This window comes from Aporhodopirellula rubra (assembly GCF_014192335.1).
In the GTDB taxonomy this organism is placed as follows: Bacteria; Planctomycetota; Planctomycetia; order Pirellulales; family Pirellulaceae; genus Rhodopirellula; species Rhodopirellula rubra.
Window position 1 is genome coordinate 339,505 of record NZ_JACHXU010000003.1, and the last position, 22,854, is coordinate 362,358.

The window sequence follows — 22,854 nt, forward strand, 5'->3', positions numbered from 1 at the left end:
ATCAGCGAGCGAGTCTGGCAGTGAGCCTCCGAGCGAATCAAGCATTGACCGAAGTTCGGACTCGCAAAGCTACTCACTGAGCGGATCGGCTTCGCACTCCAACAGCGATTCAGGCAGTGGAAGCAATAGTGGTTCCACGTCTGGAAGCGGTTCAAATTCCGATTCCGGCAGCGATTCCGGTTCCGATTCTCGATCGACGAGCGACTCAACCTCGGGCAGTGATTCTGTCAGCGATGGCTCAACAAGCGTCGCAGCGTCGTCGAACGGTTCGGATTCTGAATCCAACCCGCCATCCACAAGCGAATCTGACTCCGAAGGCTCAGACAGCGATCGGCCCAGTGCAAGCGACGACCCGAGTGTCGGCGATTCATCGGGTAGCGACAGCGATCAACCATCTGAAAGCAACGACTCAACATCCGACTCCGACCCACCCAGCGATGGTTCCGACCGACCCAGCGAAAGTGCGTCCGACAGCAGCGACGGCTCCGATCGACCGAGTGAAAGCGATTCAACCGAGGAACCATCCGAAGATCGCAGCGGATCCAGTGAACCTTGCAACAGCACGTGGATTTGGTCGTGCGGTTGGGAGTTGGTGAGCAGCGATTGTGAAGACCCCGGCGACCCACCTAGTTCGTCCGGTTCATTCGATGGCGCAGTAGCAGGCATGACAGCATGATCCATTGCCCACATCTAACGCCCGACAACCAATGCGAAGTGGCCAACCAGATCGCAGGTTGTCGCGTGCAAACAACGCCGGCTGCCTGCAACGCGTGCCAGACCAATGACAACCCGTGCGCGATCAATGTCGTCACGATCGGCATGGCATTGGTCAACAAGAAGCGACGCAAACAGGACGTCACTGAGTTGGAGTCACTGCTTCGCAACTACATGCCGGACGAAGATCCGATGCCGGTGACGTTGAAGATGAGCAGTTACAAGCCCGGCCCCGGCAACGAGCTCAAAAAGATGATCGCTTGGTTTGCCAAGCCAAGCGAAACGTGCAACTGCGAAACCCGTGTCGACACGATGAACGACTGGGGTGCCGAAGGTTGCCGCCAAAACATTGACACGATCGTCGATTGGTTACTCGAAGAAGCCCAAGCAAGAGGACTCCCACATGGAAGGTTTACGGCCACAGTCGCCCGCAGTCTCGTCAACACTGCCATCCGCAAGTACGAGCGGAAGTTCCCCGAAGGGGCACCCGAACCAGACCAAGACGATCCCGAGGACGAATTCAATCGTTGAACGCTGTTTCCTAATTAACCTCGATCGCCGCGATGATCGAATGCGAGAATGGATGCGGCAACTTCCTGATCCTTGGCCGTTCCCCGAACCAGAACGCTTCGCCGCGATCGACGGCCGGCGCGTCGCGACACCACCGCAGTGGCGAGCAGGTAATGGTGCGTGGGGGTGTTACCGATCTCACTTACTAATTCTCGAAAAGTGTCTGCTCGAACACATCGACTCGTACGTTGTCTTTGAAGACGACGCAGGGTTCGGCGACGACTTCTGCGAGCGACTGCAACAGTTTATTGCCGAATTGCCTGCCGATTGGGGCATGGCGTATCTGGGTGGCCAACACCTCTACGCCGGAAAGAACCCGCCGCAAAAGGTTAGCGAACACGTCTATCGACCCTACAACGTGAATCGCACCCACGCGTTCATGGTCCGCGGGCGCGACGCGATGAAAACACTCTATCGGCATTTGACCTGGAACGATTGGCACTCCAAGCACCATATCGACCATCACCTCGGTCGCTTAATCCAACGTCGCTACCAAGCTCTCGTCCAGGGGAAGAATATCCAAAAGGAATCCATCGGGGTCTACACACCTGATCGCTGGCTCGTTGGGCAACTTCCCACGAAGTCCAATATCTGCGGACGCAAATGGAGTCAAACACGATTCTTCAATGACGCCAAAAACGCGGATCATTCCGACGCACCGTTCTTTGCGGTCCTCGGCCCGCACCGCGCCGGCACGTCGTGCGTCGCGATGGTGATGCACCATCTGGGCGTTCACATGGGAAATCAACTCGGTGGTTACGAAGCGACCGGAGGCGGCGAGGCGCTCGGGTTAGCACAGCTTTGCGAAAAAGTGATGCGGTTCCCGGCAACGGACCCGAATGTCAGCGACGACCAACTGACTCAAATGCTCAAGTCGTGGATCGTCAGTCGCAAATCGGAAGCCAACCGCGACAAGACTGTCTCCGGCGCAAAGTATCCGCATCTATGTCGCTTCGTGAATCACCTTCACGCCGGACTGGGCGATTCACTGCGAATCATCTCCGTCGAACGAGACATCGAAGCGTCGATTCGTTCGCTGCAAAACCGAAGCGAGAAACATCGTGGCCAATGGTTCGCGGCGAACGACGAGGAATGCGAGGTTCTGCAACGCAGTCTCCTCGCCCACCGAGACAACTTCATCGCCGAGCATCCCGAAGTGCCGATGTTCCGGATCGAGTTCGCCGAATTGGTGACGTATCCCGAGGAGGTGATCAGCAATCTGGTCGAGTTCCTCGGGATCACGCCGACCCAGGATGAAATCCAGTCGGCAATCGAGCACGTCAATCCAGATCTTCGGAAGTTTGGGTGAGCATCATCGTGAACAACATCTCAACAGCAGATATTACGTTTTGCATCAAGACGATTCACCGACCTTGGTCCTGCCATCGCCTGGTCAAATCGCTGCGAGAGCACATCGCCGATCCAAGGATTGTTGTTGTCGACGACGGTCGGCCTGAGCTTCGTTTCAGTGAGAAATATCCCGAAACCGCTATGCTTTGCACGGTCATCAACCTTGATCAGCACGATGTGGGCGTTGGAGTAGGACGTAACGCGGCGATCGACGCGGCGCAGACTGAGTACATCTTTCTGCTCGACGACGACCATGTTGTCACGCCGGACTTTCACATCGACCGCGTTTGCGAGTACTTCACGAAGCACGAACTCGACATCCTTGCCGTCCGACAGGGTGGAGGTGGTCGACCCACGATGCTTTCGCCGCTGATGAACGGCAAACGCATCTGGATGCACCGCGGTGAAAAGAAACGTGTCGGCACCGTGGCCTGGTGCGACATGGTCAGCAACGCGTTTCTCGCTCGCAAGGAAACAATCGCGACGCTCCGTTGGGACGAAGCCCTGAAAACCTACGAGCACTGGGAGTTCTTCTACCGAGCGAGTCACCTCGCCAAGCTGCAAATCGCGGTCGCGACGGATTGTTCAGTCGTCCATGCACACGTGGCCGGCACTGGTTACGGCAACCTACGGGGGAGATCAAAGTTCCGTGCGATAGGGCTTCGCAAGCACGGTTTCCATTCGATGCGGTATCCAGGAGGTCAAATCGTCCGTGCGTGAACAAATCACCTTTTGCATCAAGACGATTCATCGCCCGCAGTGTTGCGCCGCACTCGTCCGCAGCATTTACCAACACTACGGCGAAGAACGACCCGCAATCCACGTGCTCGACGATGGAAAGCCGGAGTTGCGATTCTCGTCGAGTTGTCCCGACGAGGCGGCAATGGTCGATCGACTGATTGAGACCGAATACGACATTGGCTTGTCGGCCGGTCGTAACCGATTGCTCAACGCTGGCGACACCCCGATCGTGGTCTTTGCTGACGACGATCACTTGGTTACCAACCAAACGCGTCTGCAAGAATTGGCGGCCAAATTGAACCGTCACCATGACCTGGATCTCTTGGCCGGTTTATCGAATCTTCAAGAACGTCCAAAGCTGATGAAGTCTGATGGTCGGACGCTGCGGATTCCGCATGGGCACTACAAACGACGTGGCTCAATTCGCTGGTGTCACTACGTCGGGAATTGCTTCGTCGCCTACCGTGACATCCTCCAAGCGATCCGCTGGGACGAATCGCTCAAAGTGGAAGAACACTGGGACTTCTTTTGGCGATGCAAGATCGCCGGCGTCAACGTCGCCTGCGACATCGACCACTCGTTCAAGCACGAACACATCGACCCACCCGGCTACCGACGGCGACGACCCGAGTTCTTGACAACAGCCATTCGGAAGCATGGACTCGACCGAGTCATGTGGCGCTGACGCTGTCATTCATTTCTAACCATCCATAGAGCCGACCACCCAGCAAATCACTGATTCATTCAGTCACGGCGTCTCTGGTAAATCTCGCTGACACGAAATGGAGTTCTCAGATGCACGCGTTCATGCGATGCCTCGCAGCGTCGATGTTCTTGGTCTTTGCCTGCGCCGAGTGTTCAGGCCAAACTTACCCCGATGGCACGTTGGTGATGTCCCGATTGAAAGGGCGTTTCGGCAACTTCCTTTCGCGGGTGACCGGAACACACTACACGCACACGGCAATCGTGATTGATGGCGAGGTTTGCGAATCGACGTTTCCGCGAGCCAAATGCACACCGCTGAACCGGTATGCGGCCGGTAAGCCGTGGATCGTCCGCTACGTTCCTCCAAGCGAACCGCTCACGCCCACACAAACGCAAGGCATCCGGGACTATGTCCGGAGGAATGTCGGCCGACGTTACGGATTGAAGCAATTCTTCAATCCCAACTCCCACCCCGATGGACGCATTTACTGCAGCCAGTTCGCGCATGGAGCAGTCTCGTCGGCGGGTTTCCAACTGCCGGCGAAGTCCTGGCACACCCCAGATCGCCTTCTACACGGATCGCCGATTCACCAATGAGCTTTCCAGGTGACCTTAGTAATCAAGGCGACCAAGCGATGATCGAACTGCCCGCATTGGAATACCACCTCGCTCACGGTTGCAACCTCTCGTGCCAGCAGTGCAGTCACTACTCCAACTTCCACGTTGCCGGCGCAATGCCGACCATCGAAGACGCGGATGCCAACTACGCGAATTGGTCACATCGCTTGAAACCAAGGCGATTCGCTCTTCTCGGTGGCGAGCCACTACTGAATCCACAACTGATTCAGCACATCCGACTCGCACGGCAACACTGGCCCGACAGCAACCTCATGCTAGTCACCAACGGATTCTTTCTTTATCGCTTTCCTGACCTGCCGGCGGTTCTGGCGAAAACCAATTGCCGGCTTGAAGTCAGCCAGCACGGAACGCACGCAGACTACGTCAAACGATTTCGCGAGGTGAGGCACCTCGTCTGGCGATGGCGAGAAAAACACCCCGAAATCCAAATCAAAATCCGCCAATCGCATCGTGGCTGGATGCGGCAATACAACGTCGAGAACGGTAAGCCGATGCCGTTCGATTCCAAACCGAATGCGGCGTTCAAAGTCTGTATGCAGAAGACCTGCACGCAACTCGTCGCCGGCGGCGTGCTGGCGAAGTGTCCCGCACTTGCGTACTTCGCTCAGCTTGAATCCAAGCTGAAGTTGCAAACTCTCCCGCAGTGGCAACTGTTCCGTGACTACAAAGCGATCACCGCCAACGCCACCGACGATGAACTTCGCACCTTCATCGAAACCAAAGCCATCCCGCAGTGCGGCCTATGCCCATCACGTTGCACCAAGTTCGTCCATCCCAACCCCCTGCAACGGAGTGCTTTGAAATGACGCATGGTCCCTTCGAGCCAGAAATGCCACCCCCTCCTTTCTTACCGCCTTTCGATCCGCCCGGCAGCGAATCGCCGTACGTTCCCGAAGGCAGTTCCACCGATGACGACGGTTCCAGCGACGACTTTGGACCCCGTCCACCTTGGTGGCCCGAAGATTTCCCCTGGCCACCCGAGCCCGAGGAGCCCACCGTGATCGAATCCTACCCGCCAATCCACACGTGGCCGCGTTTGCCGCCGGATCACCCGTACCACGTCCCACCTGGACACTCCGCGCCAGACAACCTGCCACCAGGTCACCCCGGCGAACACTATCCCGCCATGCCGCCAGATCCTGTTATCTATCCTGCCAGTTCCGAAGATGGATCAACCTCAGGCTAGAACGATAGAGTCAAGCGAACCTCGCCGGCAGTAAAGTGTCTTTGCACCAGTCCGTCAATTCTGGAAATCAAGATGACCACCTTCACTTCATTCACAACATCAACGACCGACTCGTCCTTCGAGGGTGAGGCGGGGATGGTGCGTCGTGAGTGAAGGTTGATTCCGAAACGATCCCCAAAGCCCGCCCGGTGAAATACTTGGCGGGCTTTTTTTATGGGTTGTTGTTTCTTGATTGATGGCGTTTTCCTGTTTCTTCGTTCCCTGTCATCTGGCGCTCATGCGAGCGAAAAGGCGATCGAGGCTGCTCACCTCGGTCGCTGGCGATCGGTGCGAAACGCTTCCTTTGAAAAAGGAGTTTGCGAGCTATGGTTCAAAACGAAATGACGCAAAAGACGTCGGTCAACGTTGGCACGATCGGTCACATCGACCACGGCAAGACGACACTGACATCCGCGATCCTGCGCGTTCAATCCGAAAAGGGCCTGGCCAAGTACAAGTCGTACGAGTCGATTGCCAAGGGCGGCATTGTTCGTGACAAGAATAAGACCGTTACCGTGATCGCTTCGCACGTGAAGTATGAAACAGCCGGTCGTCGCTACGCCCATATCGACTGTCCCGGCCATGCTGACTACATCAAGAACATGATCACCGGTGCGGCCCAGATGGACGGCGCGGTGTTGCTGGTGTCGGCTGCCGACGGTCCGATGCCGCAAACTCGCGAACACTTGCTGTTGGCTCGTCAGGTCGGCGTGCCGCACCTGGTCGTGTTCATGAACAAGTGCGACTTGGTCGAGGACGCCGAATTGCTGGACTTGGTCGAAATGGACTTGCGGGAAATGCTCAGCGCATACGGATACCCCGGTAACGAGGTTCCCGTGATTCGCGGGTCAGCGAAGCAGGCTCACGACGATCCAGCCAACCCCGTAAAGATCGCTTGCATCGAGCAATTGCTTGACGCACTCGACGGTTCGATTCCCGATCCGTTACGATTGATCGACAAGCCGTTCTTGATGCCGATCGAGAACGTCTATTCGATCGCCGGTCGCGGCACGGTCGTGACGGGCAAGATCGAGCAGGGTGTCGTGCGAGCTGGCGACGCGGTCGAGATCGTTGGCTTGGCCAGCGAGACCGGCAGCGACGTGATCACGCAAGTCGAATCGTTCGGCGAAGTCTTGGAAGCAGGCCACGCCGGCGACAACGTTGGTGCGTTGCTTCGTAAGACCGCTCACACGGCGATCACGAAGGGACAGGTGTTGGCGAAAGCCGGCAGTGTGACTCCGCATCGCAATTTCGAGGCGGAAGTCTACGTGTCGAAGAAAGAGGAAGGAGGCCGCCACACGCCGTTCTTTGACGGCTACGCACCACAGTTCTTCTTCCGAACTACGAACGTGACCGGCAGTGCGTCGGTGATGGACGGTGTTCAGATGGCGATGCCCGGCGACGGAGTTCGCTTGAGCATCGCATTGAAGCAACCAATCGCCATCAGCGACGGCGACCACTTCGCCATCCGAGAAGGCGGCAAAACCGTCGGTTCGGGGGTCGTCACGCGAGTCGTCGCCTAGTTCGTCAAACGCAAAACGCCCGCGGTGGAGCAATCTGCCGCGGGCGTTTCCGCTGCGCTAACAGGTTTGTGTCAACTGCCGCTTCTCACGGATGTTCGGTAGCATGGTTGCGAAAGCAAATCGCATTCACAATCGAGGCATTTTTGATCGTCAGTGGCAGACAGCAGGTTATCAGTGAATGAGCAGGAAATTCTGCGAAGGCTAAGCGGGCGTTCCGTTGGAATGACGGCTCGTGAACTGGCGCGATCACTGAAAGTCCGCCCCAGTGAAGTCAATCAGTGTTTGTTGAAGCTTCAAAGTGCTGGACAGGTGACATTTCGCGGAAGCAAATGGTCCGCAGTCCATTCGCGAGCGGATTTGGGTAGCAACGTATCTGCAATTCCCACGGCCCCGGCTTCATCGCCACCGCCGGGCATTCCTGATCAGTCACCGCGTCAGAACGTCAAGCCAGAGCCTTCGGACGGTTTGGCACGGCAACCGCGGGTGAAGGGGAATGTCACTTCTCGTCATCTCGATCGTCGAGGTTCTCGGTGGTCAACATTTCGACGCCTGTGTGATTATTACGCGGAGTGCGTTCGTTTGGATCAGCGGTCGTCGATTACCGCGACGGCTGCCGATGAGTTTGAAACCATCGTTTGTATGGATGGGGCGCTACCGAACTCATCACAACTGCGAATCCGAACGCGGGAGTCATGGCACAAATGGGTTCGGAAGGTGACTGAGGATGACTATGTTTTTGTTGGGTATCCGTTGCAGCGATACCGATGGCGCGACACGCAAAAAGGCGAGGATGTCGATTTTGTTTCACCCGTCTTCGTGCTTCCGTGCCGAACACAACTGCGTGGGACCGACCTTGAGCTTGAATCAGTTGGTCCAGTTCGCATCAATGAAGGTTGGCTAGAGCGTCGTCTCAAGAATATCGACGAGCGGCGCACCTTCCTGGAACTTTGTGGCGTCGATTCGGCGAATGATGACGGAATCAGCTCAACGTCGTGGAGTGAATGTGCACGGTTGTTGAACCACTTCTATCCAGATTGGCAAGTCGAAACCCTCGATCCTGGCCGAGTGCAGTCATCGCCAAGTCTTGCGAGTCTCGCGAAGGATGGCATCTACAACCGAGCCGGTCTAATCATCCCGAAGAAGTGGAAGTTTACCGGTGGTCTCTACAAAGAACTCTTGAAGCTGGCGAACGAAACGTCGGACGAGCAGCTCGATAAGAGTGCCTTGCGGCATTTCTTTCCATGCGATGTAGCAAAGACCCAATCGACGGAAAGTGAAGATCTTCCCGACGTTGATTCCCCGCCAGACGTCGTCGGCGCTCAAGTCTTGACTTTGAACCATGAACAAATGACTGCCTCGCGTGCTGCGGCGGAACATGACCTTTCCATCGTGGTCGGTCCGCCGGGAACCGGAAAGTCGCGTGTCGTCGCAGCGGTTTTGGCTCAGCAAGCGTTGCTCGACCGCAGTGGGCTCGCGGCAAGTCGCAACCATCAAGCACTCGAAGCGGTCGTCCCCCGTGTAAACGCAATCACCGAACCCTGGCCGATCATGCTTCGTTTGGCTCGGCCTTGGGGCGCGCCCGCTGACATGTCGATGCAGGCCGCGATCGGACAACTGGTATCAAGCGACTTGGTCGGCGATCGCGACCACCTCGAGAACGTCCGCCAAGCATTGGCAAGGCGAATTGCCGATCATGCAGAAGCTGCTGGATTGGTCTCGAGGGTTGGAGAACTGCGTGAGTCGCTCCGCAAACGATCATTCAACCTCGACGAAGTGATCCGCTTGGTGCCGGAGGCTTATCAAGATCTCGCAACCCGCGGCCACGAACAGGTGCCCAGTACATCCGAGATCAACGCTGCGATCGAAATGCTTGTGGATCCGGCACCGTTCAGTTGGTCATTGATTTGGTTATGGCAGCGATTGTTCCAGAAGAAACGAGTGCAGCAGGGGCTGGCGATCGCGATCGACATCGACGAAAGAATGAAGCGGGTGTTCGATCAAGTGAAGAAGCTCCCGGCGATGGGACGCGTCGCAACACTAGAAAACATCGCCTTCAGTAGGCAGGTGATGGAGTTTTGGAAACCGATCGGGCAAGCGAACGAGGCAGCGTGTTTGGTCGGCGAACTACGACGACAACTTGATGCACTGCCTCCCACCGATGATGCATGCCGCGCCGAGTATGGGGCTGCCCAAAAAGTTGCCAAGTTGTCGGCCGAATCGTTTCTGGAACTGGCAAGGCAAAGTGGCGCGGAGATCTCGGACGAAGAGCGCAGTCTGCTGGCGAACATCTTGGCGACTATTGAAAACAGAAGCGGTCTGGACACCGAGGCCGATCATCGTCGGTGGTCGGAAGCGATGCGGAAAGCGTTTCCGATATTCCTGAAACACTTTCCATTGGCAGCGACGACCAATTTGTCTATTCGCCGAGACATCAATCTGGAACCAGCAGTCTTCGATCTATTGGTCATCGACGAAGCGTCGCAATGTGACATCGCTTCGGTCATCCCGCTGATGTTCCGTGCGAAGCGTGCCATGATTGTTGGTGACCCGATGCAGCTTTCGCACGTGACAAGCCTTTCGTCAGCGACCGACCGCCACTTACGTCGGCAATTCGGCGTCGATGACATTGAGTTAGAACGATTCAGCTATCGAACCTCGTCCATGTTTCACTTGGCGAACACGTCTCCCGGCGTCGGATCTCGAGTGTCGCTGCGACAGCATCACCGATGCCATCCTTCGATTGCCGCTTATTGCAGCGAGACGTTCTACAAAGGTTCTTGGACGGTCTTGACCGAAGACACCGGCAAACAGGGGATTCAATGGACTCACGTTGCCGATGACAGTCAGGCCGCGCCAGGTGGCGGTGCGTTGAGCCAGAATCAGATCGGTCAGATTTGTGACGAACTGAAACGTTTGCACGAAAGTGGATACGCGGGATCGGTTGGTGTGGTCACTCCATTCCGCCAACAAGCCAACCGGCTACGCGACGCCGTTCACCAAGCCTTGCCTCACGACTTCATCGTGACGTCTCGGTTGTTAGTCGACACGGCCGACGGGTTTCAGGGGGACGAACGCGACATCGTTCTCTTCAGCTTGGTTGGTGGCGAGGGACTTACCGAGGGTTCGCTTCGGTTTTTGTCGGGCGGTCCCAACCGATTCAATGTGGCCGTCAGTCGAGCGAAACAGTTGCTGCATGTGTTCGGCGACCTGACTTGGGCACGCAACTGCAAGATACGCCACATCCGAACGCTCGCCGAGTTTTGTGACCGCGAACTTGCTGAAAGATCGAAGGCGGTTGAATCCGGATTTCGTACGGACCTGGTGGGGCCGGTTTGGGAGCCGGCGCTGGCGGAGGCGATGACGAAGGCTGGCTTGCAGTTTCACCAGCAGTATCCTGCGTGCGGAAGATTCCTCGACTTCGCGCTCTTCAATGATGAGATGAAGTTGGATGTCGAGGTCGACGGTGAAACCTATCACCGCAGCGGTAGCGGCGATCGCGTGTCGGACGACATTCGCCGCGATCAGGCACTGATTGCGAATGGTTGGACGATCCTGCGATTCTGGGTGTATGAACTCCGTGAAGACATGGACCGATGCGTTGAAAAGATCAATCAGACCATTGGCGACCGCGGTGCCGGCTAGACAAGCCGCACGGTGCCTGGAGCAGTCAGCCTCGAAGCCTATCCTCCACCTCCGCGGCAACTACAATGGGCGTCTCAGGGCAGCTATCTACGGCTGAAACCGGAGTTTTCATACGTATTTCGCCGTCTTCTTTTCATGACTGCTTATCCCGAACCGCCATCACCGCCGGATTACCCCACCACCGGGCAATCGCAGACGCCAGTTGAGCTAGACCTTGCGGACAACGTTCGTCCAGAACTCCCGTCGACGGTTTGGCCATGGTTGATTGGTATCGCGGCACTCGCGGCGTTGTCCTTGCAAACGTGGTCGCTGTTGGGGCTTCTCAACGCCGGACGGCAGGAATCCGATTTTCAAGCGAAGGTGGCCGCTTGGGAATCGGCGAACAAGAACCGCCAAGAGGCGATCGACACCTGGAACAGTATCGAACAGCAGGCGAGTCAAAACGTCGATCAGTTGCGTGAGCAATCATCGTTGCTGCAAGGAACAATTGACTCGCTTCAAAAGCAACGTGACCAGTTAGTCGAAACCACGACGTCGCAAACCAAGACGCTTTCGTCACTCCAGCAAACACGCGAGTCGCTGCAAGGCGAACTTGAATCCGCGAAAGCGAAACTGGATGACGTGAATCAGCAGAAGCAAGCGGCCGAGTTGGCTGTAACGGCATCTGATTCGGCGAGGACTCAAACCGAAGGCCTGAACGATCAATTGATCGAGCGTGGCAAGAAGATCAAAGCAGCGTTGGCGAAATTGGAATCGGAATCCGCGGAAGCCGAAGCCAAGGTGGAAACGCAACAGAAGCTCCTTAACAAGAGCGAAGCTGAGCTTGCCGCGATGGAAGCTCGCATCACCCAGTTCGATGCGTTCCTGCAAAAGAAGTTGGCAAGTGTTGCGGAGTTCAAGCTACAGCAAGAGAAATCAGCCGACGCCGCGAAGGAACTGGAGGCAACCGCTGAAGAGCTTCGTCGTCAAACCGCTGCTGTCGCCAAAGCATCCAATGACTTAGCCGCGCTCAAGAAGCAGGTCGATGATCAAACGGCGACGCGAGATAAGACAAGTTCGGAACTGACGTCGATTCAGACTGATGTGAAAACAGCCGAAGCGAAACTTGCCGAACTGCGAAAGAAAGAGCAGCAGCTCGCCGAACAAATGGCGACGATGACGACCGCACTCAATTCCGCTGCAGCAGATGCCTCGAAATCGCTTTCGGAAATCTCTGCGACGGCCGCTTCAACGATCCAGGAGATGGCAACGAAGGCAGAAGAGGTTCGCAAGGCCGTCAGCGAGATCCAAGTGCCTGACATGAAACCGCCGGCATCACCGCCTGAAGAAACCGAAGGTGATCAACCATGAGCGATCCTAACTTTTGGTCAATTGTCTCGGTTGCCCTCGCATTGGCCGTGACTCTGATCGGTGCCATGCTGGCACTATTGGCATACGGACACCATCGCCGTCAAGCGATTCGATTTTGGGAACGTGAACAGCGTTTACCTGACGCGACGCGACTCGCCAATCTTCAAGTCCAGATCGAGGAGTTGCGGGATGAGTACGACACGCTGAAGGACAACGTGTTCGACGCTCAGCAAACAATCGAAGCAGCGGAGAACCAACGTCAATGGATGGAAGACGCGAAGGAAGAAATCGCAAGGCTTGAGGAAGACAAGCGAGAAGTTGCACGCATTCAAAATGAGCTCGAAACGACGCAATCGCAGCTCGCGAGCTTGAATGAACAGAAAGCGAATCTGGACGGTGAAATTGCCGATCGGAAATCGCGTCTGGAAGAGTTGGATGAGAAGCAACGCACCCTGACACGTGAGTTGCAGGATCTTGAACGGGAACTTGAACGTGCCGCGGCGCTTCGCGAAGAGATTACGCAACTGGAGGACCGCAAAAAGGCGGCACAGGAACAAGCGGAGCAACTTGAACAAGCTGCAGCGCAATTGAAACGTAAGCTAGAAGATCAACTCGATCAGCAAAAACGCGATGCGAGGGAAGAGGCGGAACGTTTCGAGCAAGCAGCGGCTCAGGCGAAGCGGAAGCTAGAAGACGAATTGGAACAGCAGAAACGAGCTGCAAAAGAAGAAGCGGATTCGCTCGACCGTGAACTGAACGATCTGAAGCGTCGTCGCGAGGAATCGGAATCAGCGGCAAACAAGCTGCAGAAGTCCCTCGATCAATTGAAAAACGAGAAGACCGACCTAGAGAAGGAACGTCGTAAACTTGCGAGCGAAGTTGCAGAGCTCGAGTCGAAATCGAACGCGCTGAGTGCACAGATCCCGACACTGGAAACCATGTTCGACAATCTTTCGTCGGCCGTGGCTCAACATGATGGGCCGACCAAGCCCGAGGAAAACGAGATTTGGCAACCGGTCTTGCCCATTGTTGACCCGGCACGGCAAAGCTCCCGCAGCGAACAAGAGTGCCTTGAAGACGTCGAGGGCAGCTTGAGGTCTCATGGGTTGAAGTTCGATCGTCGAACGCTTTATGCATTCCATACATCGTTGAAGACGACCGACAGCTCTCCGCTGGTGACGCTCGCCGGCGTCAGCGGCACGGGCAAAAGCGAATTGCCCAGGCGCTACGCCGAAGCGACCGGCATGAACTTCCTCAACGTGGCAGTTCAGCCTCGATGGGATAGCCCGCAGGACTTGTTTGGATTTTACGATTACTTGGAACGACGTTTTCGCCCAACCGACCTGACACGGGCGCTGATCCAAATGGATCCGATCGGGCCGGAGAAGAACCGTGGTTGGGATCCTCCGAAGGGCTACGAGAAGCAGCGATTGCCGAATCAGTTGTTGTTGGTGTTGCTTGACGAGATGAACCTGGCTCGCATCGAGTACTACTTCAGCGAATTCCTAAGCCGTTTGGAGACGCGCCGCGGAGTCGACGCCAGCAATCCGCAGAGACGAAAGCTCGCCGAGATTCCGCTGGACGTTGGTGGCCGGCGCAGTGGCCAACCGCCGATGCAATTGTTTGTCGATAAGAATGTCTTGTTCGTCGGAACGATGAACGAGGATGAAACCACGCAGGCATTGTCGGACAAAGTGATTGACCGAGCCAACGTGTTGCGATTCGGCAGTCCAAACTCCATCGTCCCCGTGCCGGCTTCAGAGCGTAATGGTCGTGCGACGGAAAACCAATCTCGGCTTACTCGCCAAACGTGGAAGGACTGGTGCAAGACCTCAGATAGTCTGAGTGACGAAGAGCGGACGACACTGTTGGATTGTATCGGCGAATTGCGAGGGTCCATGGACCAAGTTAACCGTCCGTTCGCCTACCGTGTCGCGCACTCGATGCTTGAATACGCTGCGAATTACCCGGATGTCGAACGTCGCTTGGACTTCGTCATCGCCGATCAGATTGAACAGAAGATTCTGCCAAAACTGATGGGGCTGAACCCGCAAGACCCAAGCGTGCAAAGAGCATTTGGAACAATCGACCGAATTCTTGATAAGGTCGACGATGACGCCTTGAAGACCAAGATTGAAGTCTGTCGCAAGGACGATTACTTCCAGTGGACGGGCATCGACCGCTCAGAGCCTTAATATGGTGGGGGTCTAGCGTGTTGGAATCGACGATTGATTTGGCGGATGTCGCACCGGAGGAGTCACCGGTTCTAGACGCGTTGGAACAGTTCGCGCAGTTCGCCGATGAGATGGTTGACTCCGAAAAACCGAATCCGATTTCCTGGGAAGGCAATCCAAGCCAGGTGGCGGTTCGCAGCGTCGGTCGAGTTCTCAGCAAATGGCGTCACGCGAGTAAACCGAATCGTCCGCCCTTTGCTCTAGTCGTTCGCCTGGCAAGAGACCTGCCAAGCGTACTGACTGACGTCGCCGGACACCCCAAACGAATTCTGCAGCGACGGCGTGCGATGGAACCGATCAATCGCCTTCGTGAACTCGATTCAAGCTGCGTTCGTTGGCTGACACGTCAACCAGGCAACACGCTCGCGGAGAAATCAGGCCATCGACGTGCCGTTCTCGCGGTCCAACGTTACGAGAGCGTTGACACGCTAGAAAATCGTGTCGTGAGAGATCTGCTGAAAAGGTGCATCGCCTTGGCAAGCGATTATCTTCGTCAGCATCAATCGTACTATCCGAACCACGATTGGATTCGGATGACAGATCACTTCCGAAAACTCTGCCGGCGTTTGGAGTCGCTGCCACAACTGCAGGAAGTTTCCGGATTGCCGAGTCTGCCAAAGCCGAACTACGTGCTGCTGCACGAATCACGCTACAAGCAGGTCTGGCGTTCGTACATGGAAGTCATTCGCCAGCAGCGTCGGCGACAACAACTGTGGACATGGCGACATCAAGCGTTTGCCGACATGGTAACGGTTGCGTGGATGAGTTCCGCCAGCCGCGGATTGGCTGACCGGCAAGTGAGGAAAGCGGCCCATCGCTTTGATCTACGGATTCGCGAAACGCCTCTTCAAGGAACGTTCTTTGATTGGGCTGCATTGCCGCCGATGTGGAATTTGGTCGACGATACCACGTTTTATATCGGGCCGATCGAATCCATCGTCGATGTTGCGAGACTCGTCAAGAGTTCCGGCGTCGACCTAGATATCGCGAAACTCTCGCAGGGTTTCAGCCATCAGCAACAAGGCACCTTCGTCACAATCTGGAACCAAACGAAATGGAACGTCGCCAAGTTGGAGATCTCATTTGCTGGTGACACCGAGCGGACCGAAGGTATTGGTGGATGCAGCGAGAACGAAGCCTTGGTCACGCTGGTTGATTGCATGACCGGAATGCAGGCTGGAAAGCATATCGTTCCATTAAAATTGATCGACAACCCGAGATCTTTAGACATGCTTCACCATCAATGGTGTCTATCGTGAACTCGCACGCGCTCAATCGACATGCCTGGGGAATCAGTTTGGGCTCCATGCACTGGTCTGCCCAAGGCATTCCACGTGATCTCGAGCAACGCCCCATCGAAAGAAGACCGAACGACAAAAACACTGCGCCGTCGGTGCTACTAAGCCGCACGGTCGGCGAGCCGCGGAGGCTGGACTACTGGTCGCCGCCCCATCCGCGTGGAACCGCGGCACCCTGGCCACCCGAGGCCGCCGTGAACGGAGACACGGGTGGTGGCCGCTTCCCGATCGCCGCTGCGTGGACGGGCCGAGTCGACGACGGCAATGAGCTTTGGCGATGGATTATTGATGACGAAGATCATGAACTCAGTTCACTCGACGCACTTGCGAGCGGTGCATCTCAGCTTGCCAAGATGCACGCAAAGGACGCTCCATCGGCGATCGTCATCCCCAACGACTTCCGACAACGAGAACAGCAAAAACTGCTCGACGCATGCGCCGCTGCAGGCGTGAACGCATCATTGCTTTGGCTTCCCGTCGCCGCGGCGCTAGCCTGGCTTGAGCAACAGCAGGACAAATTGACGCCACCACGAAGTGTGTCCGATGATCCGCTGACGCTGCCAATCGTCCATGCCGATTGGGGGCAAGTCAGATGTTCGACCCTTCAGCTCGTGCCGACGAAAGCCGAGAAGGGATTTCGATGGATTCCGGCTCGCAAGCGTCCGAAAGAAAGCGACTGTCCAATACCAGGGTTTGGTTGGGGGGAAGCCGCCGCTTGCGAAGCCAGCAATTCACAGGCCATTTGGAAACAGCGCTTCGCTTCTCCCGTACAGGCCCGCAGTACTAACCCATCAACCTCCGATTCAAATCTTCTGGAGCAAATCGCGGGCTGGTCGATAGAGCAGAAAAGCAACTGGCAGGTCGATCTGACGCTTGCCGAGCACCTGAAGTCGATTCCGTCGGCAGCAGCTATCGTCTTCGTCGGAGATTTTGCTGATCAGGTTGCCAGCGGCGAGCACGTCAGCCGTCAAACAGCGGCAGCCGGGATCCCTACACTGATCGCTGATGGCGTCGTCGGCGAGTGCCTACTTGCTCGGGGTTCAGCTATCTTTGCACTTGATCGCGTCGAAGGCCGTACCAGCTATCTCGACACTCTTCCCGATCTCGAACTCTTCGTCGATCGCAACCATCAATACGACTGGCTTAGCTTGCTCGGCGACACAGACCAATTCGTCTCCGGCGGCGAAGAGTGGAACCTGCCTCGTCCGATCGAAGGCCTCGCGCTGCGTCGCGGTGCAACCAGCATCAAATTGGTCGTCGCCCACGACGAATACGATGGCGTGCGAGAGTTGCAGGTGACGCTCGATCGACCCGCCGAGCAACGTCTCTCTGCAACGCTGCGCGTGTCGGCCACACCAGCGCAGGGCAACGCAAAGCTGCGGCTCTTGACGCAGCAGCAGGGTGAGATTCCATCTCGTTCGATTCAGGCAAACTGGGATCGCATGAAGCCGGTCCTCGATCACGAAGGCCAATCGGTCGACAAAGAAACGTTTTTGAAAATGCAGCCGCGGGCCTTCCCAGAGCTATTCCCAAGACGATGGAGCCACGGCAAATGGAGGGCCGCAATGCCGACTGTCCAGAAGATGATCCAGCGTGTTTCAAACGAGCTTCCCGAAGCAATCATGAAAGACGACTGGGCGATCACCCATCTCAAAGATCGACTTCTGGCAAAGGACCAATCTCAATCGCCATACGACGCAACCGCGATTGGTTCTGATTTCAAAGCACCCTACGACCAAAATGTGCTGGAAGCTCTCGGAGAATCGCTGCTGAAGTTGTGGCGTTCAACGAATCACCTGAACTCGCCGGCGCTCAGCACGCTTGTTAGAGCAATGGGATACCTTTCAATCGAGGATTCTGATTTCGATTTATGGTTGGCCATCAATCTACAAAACAGCTTTCGAGACAGACAATCGGTACTTCACACCTCGGGCCTCGCGATGCGAAATCCCGAGAGCATTGCTGCTCTCTTCGACTTTGTTTTCTTCCCAAATGGTAGATTGGCATCGCCAGGCGCAAACGAACTGAAGGCAATTTCACAGGTATTGCGTTATCGAACCAATGCGACACAGGGAATTAGCAGCGTCAAATGCGAACAAGTCATTCAGTCCTGCATTGGAATCTTCGAGCGTGGCATGGAACGTGGCGGTGGAGGTTATCCGTTCCGATGGGCAAGCCTCATTATCGTCTACATGCTTCGGAGAAGAATGTTCGACCTTGACTTCCTTGATCCTGAACAAGAGCTCGCAACCCAGGCAAAGGAACTGTTTCGCACCGCGATCGAGCGACACAAGCAACGACGCCTTCGCCCGATGGGCGGTTCCGTTGATTTGCCTGCCGCACTTCAACAAATGATCAACTACATCGACCGAAAAGGGTCAGGTGATATCCTGATGGCCAGCGAGTAACGAACCGTCAGGACAAAAATCGTTGAAAAAATAAGGGGCATGTGTTGTCTCCCCTCCCCTTAGGCAACCGCCGCACCGAAAGCTAGTCGCCTCGCCTCACACGTTCGGAGCTCTTTGGCTTGGCGAGTGTCGCTGCTGACGAGTTCTTCGATCCGCTGCAAGTTCACGGGTCTCAGGCAGACCTGGCCCAACTTGGTGCCGCGTACGGGATCCTGAATATTGATCCGCGACTCTTTCGCTTGCCGCTCCGCCGTTGGATACAGGATGCTCGCGATGGGACGATGCGGTTGGCTGATTGCGTAGACAACCAGCTGGTAGAGCATTTCACGTGGCAATGAACGTTGCCACAGATCACGGTACTTGGCGTCTAGCAAAGTCAGAACGCGGCCGTTTTGCTTCACGGCATAGTCTGGACGGGGTGTTGGGGACGGCCGGCGTTGAGGGTTGTAGTCGGGGTCGTACCGCATCATTTGCTTGAGCCCCTGTTCATCCAGCACCTCGTAACCGGGCAGGTTCTCTCGAAGGAATCGTGAGATCAAGTGTTGGAAGAACGCGTTCATGTCAAACAGGAAACCCGGAAGCCGATCCGCCTGAGACCGATCTTCCAGCGTGACACCTTGCGAATTGAACAGTAACCGAATGATGGACAAGGCCGGCTCATAACTTTCGGTCAGCCGGCTGAGCGACCGTTCCGCGTCAGCGAGCCTGGCGGCGTGCAATTGAACCGACGACACGGACTCCTCCATCAACAACGCGAGTCGTCGAGATTCCCGTCGAAGCATCAAGCCGCTGGCCATCGAACCGGCAAGTTCAAGCCCGGCTCGAAGAACTTGATTCAGTTTCGTGTTCTCGATGCGCGGATAGTGCCGGCACGGCAATGTCGCGGTCAGCAATCCGCCATCACGTGCCAAACGTCCAACGTCGATTCGTCCGCGCGGCGACGACAGACGTTCGTCGCGTGGAACGTACGATCGCCGCAGGCCTCTTGAGATCAGCTCCTGGGCTTCGACATTGAGTTGCGCAACCAACAAGTCTTCAAAGCCGCACGGTTCCATAAATTGTGGCGAGTTTGACAATAGACGAAGGTTGCGGAATCCGTAGGCGTACCGCAGCAAGTTCAACATGGAAGTCCCCGGAAGCTTGGGCAGGACAGTGATGCTAAGATTGCCGACTTTCAAACGACCAACGTGGGAAAACGCCTGAACACGCAAGCCATGCCGAAGTTCCGTCAAACGAATCAAACGCGAATCGTGAAGTGTTTGAATCGTCGTTGACGTCGCCTGAGATTCGTCGAGAAAGAACCCCTGTAGTGCATCGCAGTTCGTTGGATCAAGCGTTTGCCACTCCGATAGCACGATCCCGCGCTCGTGCCCGCTCATGACAGTTCGTCTTCCGAATCATTGTCTTGCAAATCATTGTCTTCCTCGGCAACCTCATCATCACTTTCGGCTTCGGACTCCGATTCATCTGACGAGATCGCCTCGGTGGTCGTCATTATCTCGGGGCACGGCGCGAGCAACGCCTGCACCAACGCCTCCTCTTGGCCCGCGTCCAACAACGATTGGCGAATTGTCAAATTGACCGTGTCGACCAAATCGGTCCCAAGGATTCTCGCCAGCGTCGCGTAGTCTTCATAGCAATACTCCTCCAGCAACGGAATGATGTCGTCACGAAGCGCACGCCGCAACGACGCGATCTCTTTGATCGGGCTACCCGATTGCATCAAGTACGAATGACCGATCTGCAAATTGCGAGCGTCCCGGCCGACGTGTTCGCGAATACGTGCGTTGAGCGATTCAAACCATGCTCGCAGCGGAATGCCGCTGACCTTGGTGTCTCGCAGCACTTTGCCATCGGGCATCAATTCAACAAAACCGAACCGTCGACGCAGTGCCGAATCGAGCAGCGTGATTGAGCGGTCGGCCGTGTTCATCGTGCCGATCAGATACACGTTCTTCGGCACGACGAACGACTCTTGGCTGACCGGCAGCGTGATCGGCTTGCCGCGTTTATCTTTCTCGAGCGTCGTCAACAACTCGCCGAAGATGCGTGGAATGTCACCACGATTGATCTCGTCAACGATCAAGAAGTAATGTCGGTCGGCGTTCGATGCCGCATCATGGCAGAGCTTCTTAAAGATCCCGCTGCGGAGTTCAAACGAAACGTTGCCGCCCGTCGTCGTTGGGCGATAGCCTTCCAGAAAGTCTTCGTAACCGTAGGACGGATGAAAACAGCACATTCGTACCAGCCCTGATGACTCGTTCTCGCCAGTGATCTGCGTTTGCTGCTCATCCGATAGTCTGTTGTGTCGTTTGCCGAAGTTCGCAATCGCTGCCAACTCACGCGTGGTTTCAACGGACCAATACGTCTTTCCCGTCCCGGGCGGCCCGTAAACGATGACCTGCGATTTGCGATCGAGAACGGATTGGATTCGGCCTTGCGTGTCATCCAAGCGAATGCCGGTCAAACCTCGCACGACGGGTTCAGGCAGATCGACGACCGGTGGCGGATGCTGAATTCGACGTTCTGTTTCAACAATGTTCTCGGGGTATTTCTTGATCTCTCGGACGGACGACTGCAGGCCCTCATGAATAGGCGTCGCCCATTCTTCCAAGCTAAGCCATTCCACGCTTCGCTGATGACAGAACTCAAACTCTGGCTCGTGACGATAGGGACCGCTGACTCGTCCGATACCAAGAACGGTCGCACCGTTGGCGGCCCAGATCACGTCACCCTCGTTGATCTTCGCGATGAAGTTTGACAGTTCCGCCGCTGCTCGGCCTTCCGACTGAGGCGTGCTTGGGTACTTCTCGGCTAGCAACGCTTTCAACTTGTTCTTTGACTCGCGTTTGGCCTCCACCCAAGACAAGTCACCAAGCTCGTTCCAGCCAACCGCCACGCATTCGCGGTCCCGCATCATGGGCCAGTGACTTGTATGCGTATCGCCTTCTGAAGTACCAACACGCCAGTAGTAGTGCAGTCTTCCTTGAACTTCGTTCAAGGCCGCGGTGAAATGATTCATCGGCAAACCAACCTCAGCCGCCGCCGACACGAAACGCCCCGCGCAAACGTATCGCCCGTCGCCTTCGGGTGGCAATTGCAGCAGTTTCATCAAGTGAAAACGCTGCCACTCCGGGCTGTGGTAGTCATCCAGCTTCTCTGGGAACAGCAAACTGAAATACTTGTGTCCCCAAGCCAGGCGGCCGACATCCGGCGCGAGTTCATCCAGTTGATCTTGCAGTTCCGCGTAGTCGTCGTCCGTCGCATCGTCAGGTAACTCACTCAGCAACGCCGCGCCCGCCAGCAATTGATCGCGATGCAACGTCGCGATCGCAATCCCTTCCTCCACCGAAATGTCGACTGGCTTGTTCTTCTTGTCACCAGCTTGCCAATGCCCTGTTTCACTACGCCGAAAGATCCGAAACTTCATCGCGCTCCCACCAGCGATGCTTCCAAAGCGTTTCGTGTCGAAATCTTCGTCGCTTTTGAATTCCAACCAATACACAAGGCTGTCTTGATCGCTGTGGTCATGCATGCGATTCAAAAGCTCTTCGCCCTCCAGATCCGACAGCACATCCGGCCCAAACCGATCAGCGAAGGTCGCGTACTGCTGACGAAGTTTCGCCTCGGTGAACATCTCCCCTTCGTCGATCATCTCGCGGGCACGATCCATGATCTGTTGCCGTTTGGCATCATCCAGCATCGTCACGCCGACCGGTCGCGACACACGGCGAACTTCGCTCATTGTTCGCCCATCCGAGTGTTTCCAATCCTTCCAGCCGTTGGACGTTCGGCCCTGCACCATTGCCGACGCTGCACTCGGCGAATCGAATTCATAGTCACGCATGAATCGGTAGTGACCATCGAACTCTTGCAGCACTCCCTCAGCGAGCAGTCTTTCCCGTTCACGAGGCAAATTGCTAGTCCTCGCCGAAGGCACAATTGCCTTCCGTGCAATCGCCCCCTCGCAGACGACAAAGCCACCCTCGGTTGGATAGCCCGTCGCTTCGGCCTCAGTGGCACGAATTTGGAAACGATTCGTAGGCTCGCTGGTCATAGCCTGGGGCAGCAATTTAAGTAGATGAATGACCGAACGCACCGAGTCTCGATCTATGACGACGATTCTAGCCGTTGGGCTGTTGGCCGAGTATCAGGGCGCTGCAGGGTTTGGTACCCTGTCGGGGCAACGACTTGTGGGGCAGTTTTGAACGTATGGGCCTCTGAAGACAGGGATTCAGCCATGACCAAGCTTTCCGATTACGCGTTGACCGCCGAGGCAGCCGATATCCTCGGGGTTTCGCAGAACACGATTCGGACCTGGTCGAAAGACGGCAAGATTCCGGTGCATCGCAACCCGGCGAACGGTTACCGGTTGTTCAAACGACGCGACCTGGAACAGTTCCTCAAACGCATCGAACGATCCGCAAAGCAAAAACCCAAGTAAAGACCAGAAAG

Annotated in this window: 18 protein-coding genes; 14 read left to right on the forward strand and 4 right to left on the reverse strand. The window is 56.0% G+C overall.

All coding sequences use genetic code 11. From position 1 onward, the window contains the following. Positions 1-69: 69 nt before the first annotated feature. Positions 70-285, reverse strand: coding sequence for a hypothetical protein (locus tag FHS27_RS06000; RefSeq protein ID WP_184303027.1), 216 nt, complete (start codon positions 283-285; stop codon positions 70-72). Positions 286-387: 102 nt separating this feature from the next. Beyond that, complete coding sequence (locus FHS27_RS06005; RefSeq protein ID WP_184303030.1) at positions 388-666, reverse strand: hypothetical protein; 279 nt, start codon at positions 664-666, stop codon at positions 388-390. Positions 667-672: 6 nt separating this feature from the next. Between FHS27_RS06005 and FHS27_RS06010 the strand changes: the two genes are divergently transcribed. The 13 genes from FHS27_RS06010 to FHS27_RS06070 all read left to right on the forward strand — a co-directional run bounded on the left by FHS27_RS06010 (position 673) and on the right by FHS27_RS06070 (position 18,399). Then, the gene (locus FHS27_RS06010) at positions 673-1,245 is read left to right on the forward strand and encodes a hypothetical protein (protein WP_184303033.1); all 573 of its coding nucleotides are present in this window, start codon (positions 673-675) and stop codon (positions 1,243-1,245) included. 40 nt (positions 1,246-1,285) lie between these two features. Next, positions 1,286-2,593: a glycosyltransferase family 25 protein gene (locus FHS27_RS06015; protein WP_221224900.1), complete on the forward strand. Its 1,308-nt coding sequence runs from the start codon at positions 1,286-1,288 to the stop codon at positions 2,591-2,593. Between the two features lie 8 nt (positions 2,594-2,601). Next, on the forward strand, positions 2,602-3,354 hold the full coding sequence (locus tag FHS27_RS06020) for a glycosyltransferase family 2 protein (RefSeq protein WP_315854470.1): 753 nt from the start codon (positions 2,602-2,604) through the stop codon (positions 3,352-3,354). Further along, the gene (locus FHS27_RS06025) at positions 3,347-4,060 is read left to right on the forward strand and encodes a glycosyltransferase family A protein (RefSeq protein WP_184303039.1); all 714 of its coding nucleotides are present in this window, start codon (positions 3,347-3,349) and stop codon (positions 4,058-4,060) included. The genes FHS27_RS06020 and FHS27_RS06025 overlap by 8 nt, the downstream gene beginning before the upstream one ends. A 110-nt stretch (positions 4,061-4,170) precedes the next feature. Beyond that, positions 4,171-4,677: a YiiX/YebB-like N1pC/P60 family cysteine hydrolase gene (locus FHS27_RS06030; protein ID WP_184303042.1), complete on the forward strand. Its 507-nt coding sequence runs from the start codon at positions 4,171-4,173 to the stop codon at positions 4,675-4,677. After that, the gene (locus FHS27_RS06035; protein ID WP_184303045.1) at positions 4,674-5,525 is read left to right on the forward strand and encodes a radical SAM protein; all 852 of its coding nucleotides are present in this window, start codon (positions 4,674-4,676) and stop codon (positions 5,523-5,525) included. The genes FHS27_RS06030 and FHS27_RS06035 overlap by 4 nt, the downstream gene beginning before the upstream one ends. Before the next feature lie 23 nt (positions 5,526-5,548). Further along, entirely contained in the window at positions 5,549-5,905 is a 357-nt protein-coding gene (locus tag FHS27_RS06040) for a hypothetical protein (protein WP_246419157.1), read from the forward strand. A 365-nt stretch (positions 5,906-6,270) separates the two neighbouring features. After that, positions 6,271-7,467: an elongation factor Tu gene (gene tuf, locus FHS27_RS06045; RefSeq protein ID WP_184303050.1), complete on the forward strand. Its 1,197-nt coding sequence runs from the start codon at positions 6,271-6,273 to the stop codon at positions 7,465-7,467. A 222-nt stretch (positions 7,468-7,689) separates the two neighbouring features. Further along, positions 7,690-11,109: an AAA domain-containing protein gene (locus FHS27_RS06050; protein WP_184303053.1), complete on the forward strand. Its 3,420-nt coding sequence runs from the start codon at positions 7,690-7,692 to the stop codon at positions 11,107-11,109. 135 nt (positions 11,110-11,244) lie between these two features. After that, a complete protein-coding gene (locus FHS27_RS06055; RefSeq protein WP_184303056.1) occupies positions 11,245-12,459 on the forward strand; it encodes a hypothetical protein in 1,215 nt (404 codons plus the stop codon). Further along, the gene (locus FHS27_RS06060) at positions 12,456-14,654 is read left to right on the forward strand and encodes an AAA family ATPase (protein WP_184303060.1); all 2,199 of its coding nucleotides are present in this window, start codon (positions 12,456-12,458) and stop codon (positions 14,652-14,654) included. Before FHS27_RS06055 ends, FHS27_RS06060 begins: the two co-directional genes overlap by 4 nt. Positions 14,655-14,671: 17 nt before the next feature. Beyond that, positions 14,672-15,952, forward strand: coding sequence for a DUF2357 domain-containing protein (locus FHS27_RS06065; RefSeq protein ID WP_184303063.1), 1,281 nt, complete (start codon positions 14,672-14,674; stop codon positions 15,950-15,952). 47 nt (positions 15,953-15,999) lie between these two features. Beyond that, positions 16,000-18,399, forward strand: coding sequence for a hypothetical protein (locus FHS27_RS06070; protein WP_184303066.1), 2,400 nt, complete (start codon positions 16,000-16,002; stop codon positions 18,397-18,399). A 59-nt stretch (positions 18,400-18,458) separates the two neighbouring features. Here the strand turns inward: FHS27_RS06070 and FHS27_RS06075 are convergent, their stop codons facing one another. Then, positions 18,459-19,778: an McrC family protein gene (locus FHS27_RS06075; protein WP_184303069.1), complete on the reverse strand. Its 1,320-nt coding sequence runs from the start codon at positions 19,776-19,778 to the stop codon at positions 18,459-18,461. Next, entirely contained in the window at positions 19,775-22,315 is a 2,541-nt protein-coding gene (locus tag FHS27_RS06080; RefSeq protein ID WP_221224901.1) for a DUF4357 domain-containing protein, read from the reverse strand. Before FHS27_RS06080 ends, FHS27_RS06075 begins: the two co-directional genes overlap by 4 nt. Positions 22,316-22,639: 324 nt before the next feature. Between FHS27_RS06080 and FHS27_RS06085 the strand changes: the two genes are divergently transcribed. Next, positions 22,640-22,843 (forward strand): MerR family transcriptional regulator, encoded by a 204-nt coding sequence (locus tag FHS27_RS06085; RefSeq protein ID WP_184303076.1) that lies wholly within the window; start codon positions 22,640-22,642, stop codon positions 22,841-22,843. The last annotated feature ends 11 nt before the right edge of the window (positions 22,844-22,854 follow it).